12 protein-coding genes are annotated in these 13,863 nt (G+C 37.1%); 2 read left to right on the forward strand and 10 right to left on the reverse strand.

Annotated elements, in window-relative coordinates; all coding sequences use genetic code 11:
• Positions 1 to 21: 21 nt before the first annotated feature.
• Entirely contained in the window at positions 22 to 213 is a 192-nt protein-coding gene (locus AC27G3_RS02385) for a hypothetical protein (RefSeq protein ID WP_487118423.1), read from the forward strand.
• A 318-nt stretch (positions 214 to 531) separates the two neighbouring features.
• Here the strand turns inward: AC27G3_RS02385 and AC27G3_RS02390 are convergent, their stop codons facing one another.
• The 9 genes from AC27G3_RS02390 to AC27G3_RS02430 form a co-directional block, all read right to left on the reverse strand.
• Positions 532 to 1,341, reverse strand: a complete 810-nt coding sequence (locus AC27G3_RS02390; RefSeq protein ID WP_487118686.1) for a Dam family site-specific DNA-(adenine-N6)-methyltransferase — start codon at positions 1,339 to 1,341, stop codon at positions 532 to 534.
• Between the two features lie 297 nt (positions 1,342 to 1,638).
• On the reverse strand, positions 1,639 to 3,009 hold the full coding sequence (locus AC27G3_RS02395; protein ID WP_487118425.1) for a hypothetical protein: 1,371 nt from the start codon (positions 3,007 to 3,009) through the stop codon (positions 1,639 to 1,641).
• A 49-nt stretch (positions 3,010 to 3,058) separates the two neighbouring features.
• Complete coding sequence (gene aroB / locus AC27G3_RS02400) at positions 3,059 to 4,123, reverse strand: 3-dehydroquinate synthase (RefSeq protein WP_487118427.1); 1,065 nt, start codon at positions 4,121 to 4,123, stop codon at positions 3,059 to 3,061.
• Between the two features lie 3 nt (positions 4,124 to 4,126).
• The gene (gene aroK, locus AC27G3_RS02405) at positions 4,127 to 4,645 is read right to left on the reverse strand and encodes a shikimate kinase AroK (RefSeq protein WP_487118429.1); all 519 of its coding nucleotides are present in this window, start codon (positions 4,643 to 4,645) and stop codon (positions 4,127 to 4,129) included.
• A gap of 155 nt (positions 4,646 to 4,800) precedes the next feature.
• Positions 4,801 to 6,858, reverse strand: a complete 2,058-nt coding sequence (locus AC27G3_RS02410) for a type IV pilus secretin PilQ (RefSeq protein ID WP_487118431.1) — start codon at positions 6,856 to 6,858, stop codon at positions 4,801 to 4,803.
• An 11-nt stretch (positions 6,859 to 6,869) separates the two neighbouring features.
• Positions 6,870 to 7,394: a pilus assembly protein PilP gene (locus AC27G3_RS02415; RefSeq protein ID WP_487118433.1), complete on the reverse strand. Its 525-nt coding sequence runs from the start codon at positions 7,392 to 7,394 to the stop codon at positions 6,870 to 6,872.
• Positions 7,394 to 7,987, reverse strand: a complete 594-nt coding sequence (locus AC27G3_RS02420; protein WP_487118435.1) for a type IV pilus inner membrane component PilO — start codon at positions 7,985 to 7,987, stop codon at positions 7,394 to 7,396. Before AC27G3_RS02420 ends, AC27G3_RS02415 begins: the two co-directional genes overlap by 1 nt.
• Positions 7,987 to 8,577: a PilN domain-containing protein gene (locus AC27G3_RS02425; RefSeq protein WP_487118437.1), complete on the reverse strand. Its 591-nt coding sequence runs from the start codon at positions 8,575 to 8,577 to the stop codon at positions 7,987 to 7,989. The genes AC27G3_RS02420 and AC27G3_RS02425 overlap by 1 nt, the downstream gene beginning before the upstream one ends.
• Positions 8,565 to 9,644, reverse strand: coding sequence for a pilus assembly protein PilM (locus AC27G3_RS02430; protein ID WP_487118439.1), 1,080 nt, complete (start codon positions 9,642 to 9,644; stop codon positions 8,565 to 8,567). Before AC27G3_RS02430 ends, AC27G3_RS02425 begins: the two co-directional genes overlap by 13 nt.
• 135 nt (positions 9,645 to 9,779) lie before the next feature.
• Here AC27G3_RS02430 and AC27G3_RS02435 point away from each other — a divergent pair, with 135 nt between their 5' ends.
• Positions 9,780 to 12,434 (forward strand): penicillin-binding protein 1A, encoded by a 2,655-nt coding sequence (locus AC27G3_RS02435; RefSeq protein WP_487118441.1) that lies wholly within the window; start codon positions 9,780 to 9,782, stop codon positions 12,432 to 12,434.
• Positions 12,435 to 12,533: 99 nt separating this feature from the next.
• Here AC27G3_RS02435 and argA read toward each other — a convergent pair whose 3' ends face one another.
• Positions 12,534 to 13,841 (reverse strand): amino-acid N-acetyltransferase, encoded by a 1,308-nt coding sequence (gene argA, locus AC27G3_RS02440; RefSeq protein WP_487118443.1) that lies wholly within the window; start codon positions 13,839 to 13,841, stop codon positions 12,534 to 12,536.
• Between the last annotated feature and the right edge of the window lie 22 nt (positions 13,842 to 13,863).

Consider the following 13,863-nt stretch of genomic DNA (forward strand, 5'->3'; position numbering starts at 1 on the left):
AAATGATTAAAGGAGGTTGTTATGGAGTTCAATGACATACATATAGGCATGAAATGTGGCAGTAAAAAAGGAAGCGGTACCGTAACATGGAAAGACGGTTCAACCCGAATGATTTACTTGTCTGACAATAATAGCGACGATAATTTTGAGGTAAAACTCGAAGAAATAATTGACGATCCACAAGTTCATAACCGAACAGATACATTTTACTAGGCGTATAATAGCTACTAACGATTTCACTATCATTTATCAAACACTCTACTTAACCGCATAGTTTAATTATTACTACCTCATTAAAGTATGCGGTTTTTTATTACCTTTTCTCTCTCTAATACTCTATTCCTTAACGACCGCTATAAAGAAGTTCGCATTATTTTCTAAATTGGCGGGTGTTACTGCTTTAAATTGTAAAAACCTGCCATTTTATAGTTTAAGAAAACGACACCTAGCCAGTTTAGAAAACAATATCTTCCACGTTAACTCAAGCTCATAGGTGATTTTTATTTATCACTAACTATTAACGCACAGAGTTTATTTGTATAACGCTAGTATTTCTTTAACTTTAACACGCCCTTTACCTTTTTGACTGATAGAGCGCTGTACTTGAAATAATTTATGTTTAGTGGCGCCTTTATACAATTCACGAGTAAATTCGACATAATGATTAGAGATTAAGGTAGGGATCTTTTTTGTTTTAGCTAGTTGTGCACATTCAACTAACCGTTGTTGATCTGCATCAGTAAAGGAGTTTCCTGCATAAGCTGTAAAATTTGATGTTGGATTGATAGGAGAATATGGAGGATCACAATAAACAACATCACCGGCCTTAAGTTGAGCAAACGCGGTTTCGAAGTCCCCTTGTATAAAAGTCGCTTTTTGTGCTTTTTTTGAAAAAAATTGTAGCTCATCTTTTGGAAAATATGGGTGTTTATATCTACCAAAAGGCACATTATAACCACCACTTTTGTTATAACGACACAAGCCATTATAACCATGTCTATTGAGATACAAAAACAAAAGCGATCGCTCATAAGGATCAGTCGATTGATTAAACTGACTGCGAATGGCGTAGTATTTTTCAGGCTGGTTGTTATCGCCATTAAAAAACTTTTCGGCATCTGAAATAAATTGAGTCGGTTGATTTTTAATGATGTTAAATAGCGAAATTAGATCTTGATTCAAATCGACTAACAAGTATTCATCAAAATCTAAATTAAGAAATACTGAGCCGCCTCCCACAAAGGGTTCTACAAGCCTCTTTTTACCTTTTGACGGTAATAGGTTCGCGATATCATTAATGACCTTTTTTTTCCCGCCTGCCCACTTTAAAGCAGATCGCATACCTAACTGTGATTTAACTTTAGTCACAAAAAAACCTATAAATTATTCGTAGCTAAAGCTAACTTGGGCGGTTGTCGGCAAAATAATAACCAATATAATTTCATCAACTTTATTAATTTAAAAGCATGGGTATCAGGTTATTTTAGATAAACGTCACTATTTGTTTAACTAAACTGGTAGCTTTTCTTTAAAAGTCGTATTAAAAATCAGAGACAGGATTGTAGCGTGATTAACAGTCGATACCAATCATATTCATTTGCTATCGACGTAAATATTTACTTTTTTATTAAATTTAGCTTATTGGCTGTTTTGATAAGCCTTTATTTCTTGGTTTATAACCGCTACCGACTTTATCCAAGGTTTTCTTTCTTGTAACTCTGTTGGTAATAATGAAATAGCGTTTTGCACATCAGATTTTAGAGGGTAAGCCTTTGTGGTCACCATAATAAGAGTTTTAGTATTTAAGGTTTTGTGATAACTAACAAGATCTAGCTCTGAATATTGATTAATAAACTTAAGGTGTGCTGCTTTATTTGAAAAACCTATAATTTGCGCCACATACCCTTGTGTCATGTGTGTAAAGTATTGCTCGTTGATTTCGTTGGTGTTAACAACTGTTGGATTTTCATCTATTAAGATGGTGTCTTCGAATAAATATTCTGCTGAATTGTTGTTAACTACTTCTGCACTCGCTTGAGGCAAGTTAATGGTTAATTGGTTTTGTGCTGTTTCATCTAACTGTTTTTCGACAAATTCAGTTTTGTTCAGAGAAAGTAAACTGGCAACCTCTGACGGATTAGCCACCGTAGGATTATGCTCAGTGTTATTAACATTTCCGGTTAAAATTCTATTAATATCTTCAGCTTTTGCCTGAGAAGTTTGTTTTTGGACTGGTGTAATGATTTTTTCTTCAGAAGTGACTAATACTGTGTTATCAACAACAGTAACTTCATCTTTTTCAGCAATTGGAGCTAATTTTGAATAGGATAAACTATCAGTTTGATAGAGTGAAAAGACAGTTAAAAAGGCCACCAATACAAACAGACTGATGCCTATTATTGCTTTTTTTAACGGAGTAAATTGAACTGCTGGATTCGAGCTTTCAAATATTGATGAATCTAAAGGGATAAGTTGGCCGGTTTCGGCTGACACTATTGATAGCTTATTATTAAACACAACTTGGTTTTCTACCACTAGTTGGCCAGTTTTTTCTTCACCAAGCAATAATACATTAATAGTTTTGTTTGCTTTCGCTGCAAGCTCCGCTAATTGACAAAATTCATGCATGAGTTGTAAAGATAATAACTGAGCATTTTCAACGACTACATTAATAACTTCACTGTTATCTTTTGATAAATTTAATACAGAAACGGCTAACGGCTCTTCAGGATCAAATAAGGTATCGACAAATAATTGTTCAATTAGTCTGCATCTAATTTGTATATCATTTAATTTAGGGGAAACTGAGATAAAAGCGGCATTGTGCTCCGTAGACATAGAGCCAAGAAATTGACTCCCTACCGCAGAATAGACATCATGATTTTGATCAACAACCAAAACAGCATGCTTAGAAAAACGCATGATATATTCAATACGCGCATTCGTGCTAATACTAGTCACTTTCGTCTTTATGCTTTGTTGTGTTGGTTTATCTACTGATGCGAGCATGCTTCACCTTTATATTGCGCTCAATACCACTTAAGAGTATTTAAAACAGTTATAAAATTTGTTGAAGCATGTCCTCTGTAATATTGTCACGAATTTCGGATTGGCCAATAGCGGTTGGCACGATAAACCGTAATTTACCGGCAATATTCTTTTTATCCCTTTGCATATGAGGAATAAACTCGTTGAATCCCATACTCTCTGGTGCAGTTAACGGTAGGTCAAAAGCAGCGATAAGTGATTCAATGCGACGAAGATCTGACACTTCAAGCAAATTCATTGCTACAGCTAACTTACTAGCAAGCACCATGCCAGTAGCAACAGCTTCTCCATGAAGCCAGTTTCCATAGCCTTGTTCTGCTTCAATAGCATGGCCAAAAGTATGCCCTAAGTTCAATAGAGCGCGAACACCTGTTTCTGTCTCATCAGCGGAAACAATATCAGCCTTGCACTGACAGCACGTTTCGATCATTTTAACTAAAGTGGCACTATCTCCAGACTTTATTAAATCTACATTTGTCTCTAACCAATTAAAGAACTGATTATCGCCTAAGATGCCGTATTTAATAACTTCCGCCATACCCGCATTAAACTCTCTTTTGGGTAATGTAGTTAAACTTGCAATATCAATAATAACCGCTTGGGGTTGATAGAAAGCGCCTATCATGTTTTTACCAAGAGGGTGGTTTACAGCTGTTTTACCACCGACAGAGGAATCAACTTGAGAAAGTAGTGTAGTTGGGATTTGAATAAAGTTAACGCCGCGTTGATAACACGCTGCAGCAAAGCCAGTTATATCACCAATAACCCCACCACCTAATGCGATTAAGGTACTATCTCTACCGTGCAAATTAGCTAAAAGGTGAGACATAATTTTATCAAAATTTGCTAAGCTTTTTTCAGCTTCGCCATCTGGTAAAATAATTTCGTCAACTTGAAAGTCTGCTAGTTGAGACTTAATAGCGTCCAGATATAGTGGGTGAACTACATCGTTTGTAACAATGCACACCCTTTTTCCTGAGATATGACGTGATAATAATTCTTTAGAAGAGAAAATCCCATTTTCGATATAAATGGGATAACTTCGTTCAGCTAAATCAACAATAAGTTGTGTCATAGATTAAAAGTCTAAACGTTCTACTATTTTATGAGCAACTACTTTTGCACTTTGATCATCTGTTTTAACAATAACATCAGCAACTTCTTCATAAAGCGGGTTACGCTCTAATGCTAGCTTTTCTAAAACAGAGCGAGGCTCTTCAGAAGTTTGCAGTAACGGACGACGGCGATCACGCTGTGTACGAGCAACTTGTTTGTCTATCGTTGTTTCTAGATACACGACAATGCCACGTGCTGACAATCTATTGCGAACTTGATCACTAATTACCGAGCCGCCACCAGTGGCAAGCACAATACCTTGCTTCTCAGTAAGATCATCAATAATTGATTCTTCTCTTTTACGAAATCCTTCTTCGCCTTCAAGATCGAAAACCCAAGCAATATCAGCTCCAGTACGGCGTTCAATTTCCTGATCAGAGTCAAAAAACTCTAGATGCAGTCTATCTGCCAATTCTCTACCAATAGTGCTTTTGCCAGCACCCATAGGCCCAACAAGGAATACATTACGTTTTTCTGCCATTAGACTAACTTAAACTCGTTATTATAAATAGGTAAACAGGTAAGAGGGAACGCCCTCGAAAATTTTAAGGGCGTAATTATCGCAATTCTTCTACCTATATTGCAAGTAAGAATGCAGTAACTGAAGAGAAAAACTCCAATTACTGCAAATATTGCCTAAAAATGTTCTGTAACTATGCGAGGTGTTACGAAGATAAGTAACTCTTTTTTCTCATTAAAGTTGCTTGTATTTCTAAACATCCAACCTACGTAAGGTATATCGCCTAAAACAGGTATTTTAGAGACGCTGCTAATGATAGATTGCTGATAAATACCACCAAGTACTATCGTTTCACCATTATTGACTAACACCTGCGTACCAATACGTTGAGTATCAATTGCTGGCGCTTGTCCATTAGTCACATCTGAAACCGTATCTTGAGTCACCACTAAATCTAAAATAATCTTATTATCAGGGGTAATATGTGGCGTTACAGTTAAACTTAATACCGCTTTTTTAAACTGAACCGCTGTAGCACCACTTGATGCTGCTTGCTGATAAGGAATTTCAACCCCTTGCTCAATGTAAGCTTCTTTTTGGTTCGCTGTAGTAATACGCGGACTTGCAATAATCTCACCTTTGTTTTCTCGTTCCATGGCAGATAACTCTAAGTCTAGAATTGTACCATTAGCTAAACGAGCAACTTGGAAAGCAATTGTACCAGCAGCATTCGATACAGGTAAGTTCACATTCATTCTATCAGCAATATTAGGAACAATACCGCTATTAGCTGAAGTAGCGCCAGCGGTTGTTCCTGAGGTTGCAAATTCATTATCTGTATTTGTAACTCCCCAGCGAATACCTAACTCTTCATTAATATTATCCTTAACGGTTACCATTCTTGCTTCAATCACTACTTGTCTAACAGCGATATCAAGAATGTTAATCATACGTTTAATATCTTCAATACTTTTTGCTGTATCTCTTAATAACAAGGTATTTGTACGCTCATCCACCGACACGCTACCACGAGGTGATAAAATACTAGTTTCGTCATTCTTAATTAAATCGGCTAAATCAGTTGCTTTAGCATAGTTAATTTGAACGTATTCAGAGTACAGAGGCGCTAATTCTTCAACTTGCTGTTGAGCTTGTAAAATTTTAGCTTCACGAGCAGCGAGTTCATCACTTGGAGCAACCATCAAGATGTTGCCTTCCATACGCTTATCAAGACCTTTAATCTTCAAGATGATATCAAGGATTTGATCCCAAGGTACGCCATCAAGTCTTAAAGTAATATTACCTGTTACAGTGTCACTGGTGATTAAGTTAAACTTGCTGTATTCAGCAATAATCTGCAACGCCGTTCGAACTGGAATATCTTGGAAATCTAATGTTAATTCACGACCCGTGAACTCATCAGAATCACCCAAATAGCTAGGTAATTTTTCAGCTGCCTTTTGAACGGTTAATGTGAAAACATTTTCAACTTGTTCATGTGTAAAGGTGAAGTTACTATCAACATCCACTACTAATCGCGCATTACGACCATCTTTAAATGTTTCGATACCGCTGATGACCGTGCCAAAATCAGTGACGTCAAGTTTATAAAGTAGGTCTTCAACAATTTGTGTATTGTGAAACTCAACATACACTTTGCCTAACTTATCACTTACATCAACAGCGACCGTGTTGTCGTTTAAGTTAACAATTAATTGACCTTCATTTTCTGGTCCACGTCTGAAATCTAATGATTCAATATTGTTAATAAACTTCTCAGCTGAAGGGCTAAATTCTTCAACAATTGCAGCCGCTTGGCCATAGTTTAATGTAACTGAGAATTGGTCTCCTTCAATGGCTACATCAAAAATACCTAATTCTTCTAACTTGACCATAGCAACAATATTTTCGCCTTTGGTCGTTACTTCAATATCTTTTACGCCAGCATGATTAACTAATGTATTACTCATACCATCATCAAAATTAACTGCGTCAAAAGTAATCTGGATATATGCAGGATTCATCGAAGTTTTAACTTCAGGGTGACCTTTAATATCTTCAGAGAAAGAAAACACCACCTCTATTTGATCGTTGTGAATTGTATTATACGCAACACCAGTAAAGTCAGATGCCGACACATATGACGACAACAAGAGTAATGTACTCATCAATATTGCATTGATCTTACTGAAGTGGGTAAAGATTTTATAATTCTTAGTTTTTATAAATAACATCGTGATTTCCCTTACCTTTCCGTATTAGAAACAGCTAAATTAATAACAGTTTCTCGTTCTACCCAACAACCAGCACCATCAGGAGTTAATTCAATTATTTTCACAGCTTTACTACCTACTTCTATAATTCGTCCGTTATAAAGACCAACATAATTTCCTACAGACACACGATGTAGTGTGGCATCAGAGGCTTCTAATAATGCCCATGTTACATCTACATCACCTAGCGTTCCACGCATCACCAAATCACCTAATGCAAATTTCTCTAGTGGTTGTTTGCGGCGGCGAGGATCTGGACTTAAACAACCTGACATTTGTTGCATTTTTTCCTGAATAACTTCAGGTTTAGGGGCAACAAATGGAGACCGTAACTCATCTGATGAATAATCAAAAGAGGTAAAGACCGGCACTTCAGGCATAGGTTCTATATATGCTTTCGTTGTCGCTTTAACGGTTGCTATATGACTTTTAATTTCATTAACATCATCAAAACAGCCTGACAACATTAAGACACTAACTAAGACTAATTTTTTCATTATTGATCAGCCTCTTGATAACGGTACGTTTTAGCCTGTAATTTTAATCTCAGTGCTTCAGTACTTGCTTGAGCAATATCTATTTTAAAATCATGTAAAGTTACAATACGAGGTAAACCTGCTATTTCACTCACAAAATTACCAAACTGATGGTAAGTACCAATGACTTCAATATCAATAGGTAACTCGATGTATATCTCTTTTACAATCTCTGGTTGCCAATTCAGTTTAACGAAATCTAAGCCGCTGGTTGTACCGATAAAAGTAATATCATCTAGTAAACCTGGGATTTCATGGCTATTAGGTAAACTTCTTAATTGATTAGCAAAAATACTTTCTGCTTCTACCATTTGCGCTTTAAACAATTCTAAGTTCGCTGCCACATGATATTTACTAGTGTATTGCTGTTTTAAAGTTTCTTCTTCGGCAACTACCCTGTCTAGGTTAGTCATTTTATCGCTAATAAGAAGAAAATAACCTAGAAACACAACAACTACAGCCAAAAATATTGAAAGCAATACTTTTGCGGCTGCCGGCCAATGGCCAATGTTTTCGAGTTCTAAGTCATCAAATTGTGATAAATCAAAATTCATTATTTACCTCCCTTAAACGCTTGTTCAACAGCGGCATCTAAATCATCAACTAAACCTTGAATACGGATAGTCATTTTGAAGTCACTCAACAGTTTCCGAGCTTTTTCATCAGTAACGATAGACTCCGGTGTCGCGTCAGTAAATAAATCAGACACGCCAATGGCACGTATCATATTGGCTAAATGGTTGTTTGATTCACTTTTTCCTTGCAGGGAAATACTGTTACCTTTCTTTTCTAGATTAGTAATATATATACCATTCGGAATGATTTTAGCAATTTCATCAAGTACTTGTGTACCGACGTTTCGGCTTCGTTGTAACTGCTCGATAACACTGATACGTTTTTGTAAGGCAATTTTCTTTGCCTTCAATTCTTTAATTTCAGCAATTCGAATATCGAGTAATTGAATTTCGTTTTTCAAATACTGATTTTTAGTCACCTGACCATCAATCTGTGCTTGATAAAACAAACTCACTGAAAAGACTAATGCTAGAGAAAGCAATGCAATAACAGTTAATACCGTAAAGAATTCTTTTTGTTGAGCTTTTAAGGCCTCTTCACGCCAAGGAAGTAGATTTATATGTGCCATGGTGTGAAACTCCTTAACGCTAATCCTGCAGCAACCATCAATTGAGGGGCTGTTGATTTCAATTCTTTCAAGTCCACATTTCCAGAAATACCCATATGGTCAAAAGGATTTGCGATAACTGTATGAACACCAAGTTCTTCAGTTAATAATTCTTGTATCCCTTCCACCAGAGCCGTTCCTCCTGAGATCACTAAGTAATCAACTTTTTCATGACCACTTGATGTTAAAAACATTTGAATAGCGCGACGTATTTGCTGAACTAAAATCGTGTGAAACGGTGCTAGTACCTCAAAACGATAGTTAGGTGGGAAGTCGCCATTAACTTTGGCCTTTTCAGCATCTTCAAATGTCTTATTGTAATAAGAAACAATTGAACGAGTGTATTGTTCGCCACCAAAAATTTGATCTCGGCTGTAAATATTTTTACCTGCTTTAGAAACTGAAAACAGCGTCATATTGGCGCCAATGTCGGCAATAGCAACCATTTTATCTTTTGCATCGCCAGGGAGCATTGGTAAACAAAGCTCGTATGTTCTACTTACTGCATAAGACTCTACATCAATTACTTTAGCTTCAAAGTCGCCTGACTCAAGGGCAGCAACTCTTGCTTCAATTGATTCGGTTCGGGCCGCACTTAATAAAACATTAATTTTTGTAGGATCAGATTCATTAACATCTAATGATTCAAAATCTAAGCTAACCTCATCTAAAGGATAAGGTATTAGGCTGTCAGCTTCGATCTCAATTTGGGTAGCGAGTTCTTCTTCAGTTAACGCAACATCCATATAGATGATTTTGGTGATAACCGTTTGACCAGAAACAGCAGCAGCAGCAAATTTAACAGATGAGGTGATTTTTTTGCGGATTTTGGCAATTACATTGCCTACAGCTTCAATATCTTGAATTTCACGATCAACAACTGATCCACGGGGCATCAGTTCTATAGCGTAATCTTCTAGAACATAGCCTTCATTTCCCTGACTTAGTAAAACAGCCTTAACTGCATGAGATCCGATATCGATCCCAACCATCAGAGATGTTTTCTTTTTCCATAATTGGCTTAGCATAACATCCTACTAACTATTATTTTTATATTTATTTAAACATAATATACACATAAATACACATAAATACATTTATTACATGGTTTTACACGATATACTAGCACTATATTACAAAATGTTTCAAAAATGAGTTTTACCGTGTTGTCATTTAAAAGAATAATAAAAGTTACTTTTATACTAGCTGCTCTTGGTGTTCTGGTGTTGTTTTCATTATATATGAGCATGCGCAGTGATTTGCCGAGTGTCGAATTGTTAAAAGACATTCAATGGCAAACTCCCATGCAAATTTATAGTGCTGATAACAAACTAATTTCTCAATTTGGCGAGAAAAAACGTTACCCACTTACTCTTGAGGAAGTTCCTCAACAACTTATCGATGCTATTTTAGCGACAGAAGATGATAGGTTTTATTTACATTTTGGTGTAGATCCTATCGGGATGAGTCGTGCTATCCTTGGTCAATTAACCGGCAACGACAAAGGTGGTGCGAGCACCATTACAATGCAAGTTGCTCGTAACTTTTTCTTAACTCGTGAACAAACTTACATTCGTAAACTCAGAGAAATATTCATTTCTTTTCATATTGAAAGTTTATTGACCAAAGATGAAATATTAATGCTTTACATTAATAAAATTGAATTGGGTCATCGATCTTTTGGTTTTGCCGCAGCTGCTCAAGTTTATTACGGTAAAAATTTAAACGATTTAACTTTAGCGCAGATTGCTGTGCTCGCTGGATTGCCAAAAGCGCCTTCTACCCTTAATCCAATAAGATCTAAAAAGCGCGCTAAAAATCGACGGGCGGTTGTCTTAAAACGTATGTTAGTGAGTAATTACATTTCAGAAGAACAATACAAAGAAGCACTAAATGCACCCATGACAGGCAAGCATCATGGGGCACAAATCGAGCTCAATGCGCCTTATGTAGCTGAAATGGCTCACCAAGAAATGTTAGATCGTTTTGGTGCTGAAAAAGCCTATAACAGTGGCTTTAAAGTATTTACCACCATCACTGCTGATCTACAGTTAGCTGCTCAACATGCGGTTATTGAAAATCTATTAAATTATGATCAGCGTCATGGTTATCGCGGTGCAGTAAAACATTTACGTTTACCTTCAATCTCCCTTGAAGATCAAAAAACTAACGGTGCAGTAATCGATACAGATTTATTACCTGCCACTCAAGCTTTAACTGAAACAGAAATTGCTTCGGCGATTGCCTCTACGACCAGTTATCAATTTTTAATTCCTGCTGTTGTTACAGAAGTTCAAGAACAATCGGTCGTTATCACCTTAAAAAATCAGCAGCAAGCCATTATACCTTGGGAAGGTATGTCTTGGGCTAGAGCATTTATCTCTGATGAGAGACAAGACACAGAGCCTCAATTGGCCAGCGATATTTTAAATTATGGTGATGTTATTTTAGTGGTTCAAACACCTGAAGGTAGTTACCGACTCAGCCAATTACCTGATGTCAGTGCTGCATTAGTGTCAATATCACCAGATGATGGCGCAATAAAAGCAGCTGTTGGTGGGTTTAGCTTTAAACAAAGCCAATTTAATCGGGTTACTCAAGCCAAACGACAAGTTGGTTCTAATATTAAACCCTTTATTTATTCTGCTGCGCTCGAAAAAGGTCTTACTTTAGCCAGTTTAGTAAACGACGCTCCTATAAATCAATGGGATCGAAGTACTGGAGTAGTTTGGCGTCCAAAGAATTCACCACCAACTTATGATGGCACAATACGAGTACGCTTAGCTTTAGCACAATCAAAAAATGTTATTGCGGTGCGTTTATTAAGATCGGTTGGTTTAGATAATATTATTGATTATTTATCCTTATTTGGATTTGTCCCTGATGAACTTCCGCACAATGAATCGCTCGCATTAGGCTCTGCATCATTAACGCCCTTAGAATTAGTAACTGGCTTTGCTACTTTTGCTAACGGTGGTTTTTTAGTTGAACCTTATTTAATTGACAGGATCGAAGATTCATTTGGTAATGTCATTTATCAGGCAACGCCAAAACTCGCTTGTGAAGAGTGCGAGAGCCTAATCGCTTCATTAACAGCACCTAAGCAAGAAGATGAAAAGCTCACAGATGAATTAGCGTTACCCTCGTTTTTAAATGATTTACCTACTTCAGTCACAAATGATTCACAAGCAACACAAGAACCTGCGATCGATAACGAAGCTATCGAACCACAATTAGCATTTGAAAAAGCGCCACGGGTTATCAGCGAACAGAATGCATTTTTAATTGGCCAAGCACTCAATAGCGTTATTTGGGGGGCTGATTGGAATATAAAACCTTATTGGCAAGGAACAGGCTTTAGAGCAAGAAAGTTAAAGCGTCGAGACATTGCAGGTAAAACGGGAACAACCAACCAATCTAAAGATGCCTGGTTTTCTGGTTTTACTCGTCGGTTAGTAACAACCTCGTGGATAGGTTTTGACGACCATCAACGAAATTTAGGAGTGACCCGCTACAATAATAATTTACCTAAAAACCAAATTACTGGCTCTGAATTCGGCGCAAAATCAGCTCAACCTGCTTGGATAAAATTTATGGCGTCAGCATTACCAACTCTGGAAGAAGAATCTTTTGTTCCTCCTGAAGGGATTGTTTCGGTAAGAATTGATAAGGCGACCGGTAAATTAACCACTAAAACTGATAGAAGCAGTGAATTTGAATACTTCATTCAAGGCACTGAGCCTACAGAATATGTAACTGAAGATAATAGCGGTGATATTTTAGATGGTGGCGATATTAACGAAGACGAATTATTCTAATGGAAATTTAACCTAAATTAGCACAACACAATCAGCAATATTGTTAACTGACCTTAATTTATCCCTTTACATTTTGGCCAGTTAACAATGTTTATCTCGTTATATTGATTTAATAAACACTTTAGATTTTCTTTGGAAATTGTACATTTTCTGTTTACCTTCGGGCAATTTTTCCATGGATTGTTCAATAAACCCTTTTTCTAAAAACCAATGTCCGCTCACTGTGGTTAAGACAAATATTTTTGATATACCTTGTTGCTTAGCTTCATGCTCTAAAGCGTCCATTAATCGGCCTCCGCGATTACCTTTACGATAATCAGGATGAATAGCGACACAAGCCACTTCTCCCATTTTAGCATCAGCGTAAGGGTAAAGAGCAGCACAAGCGATAATAACCTCTTCTTTTTTGAGTACGGTAAATTTGTCAATTTCCATTTCGAGTAATTCACGAGAACGTTTAACCAGTACGCCTTCAGCTTCTAACGGGGCAAGTAACTCCAAAATACCTGCAACATCATCAATGGTAGCCGTAGAAATTTGTTCTTTATGATCTTTAGCGATTAACGTGCCTGCACCATCACGGGTAAACAATTCTTGCAATAAAGCGGTATCGCTCTGGTAGCTCACGCAATGACAACGCTCAACACCGTTCTCACCACTTTGAATTATCGCGCGCAATAACAGTTGTCGATAATGGCAATCTTTTTCATCAAGTAAGGTTTTAACCCGTCTAACACTACAGCTTTTAATTAACTGCCCTTGTTCATCGAGCAAACCATCGTCTTCGGTTAAAGTAATTAACTTATCGGCTTTTAACGCGATTGCTGTTTGTGCAGCAACATCTTCTAGAGCCAAATTAAATACTTCACCTGTAGGGGAATAACCAATGGGTGATAATAAAACAATGGAGCCATAGCCTAATTGCATGTTTATACCATCAGAATCAATCCTGCGTACACTGCCCGTATACTTATAATCAATTCCATCACGAACACCCATAGGTTTTGCAATAACAAAGTTACCTGTGCTCACTCGTATTTGAGAGCCATGCATGGGAGAATTAACTAAGCCAGTGCTCAGTAACGCTTCGATATGCAAGCGTAATGAGCCGGTCGCATCTTTTACCGCCACCAAAGTATCAGCATCTGTTACTCGAACATTACTTTCGATAATTCTTTTGATACCACGTTGCGCCATTCGGTCTTCAATTTGTGGACGTGCACCGTGCACTACAACAAGTTTAACCCCTAAACTGCGGAGCAAAGAAATATCATGAATAATATGAGCAAAGTTAGGATGGTTAACCGCTTCTCCACCAAACATTAATACAACAGTTTTACCGCGATGCGCATTAATATATGGCGCAGCGTTTCTAAACCACTTAATGTTATCAATAAATTTATCCATGAGTTTTACGTTTATTCCTTAC

The sequence above is a fragment of the Colwellia sp. SU-HH01217 genome, from assembly GCF_057543495.1.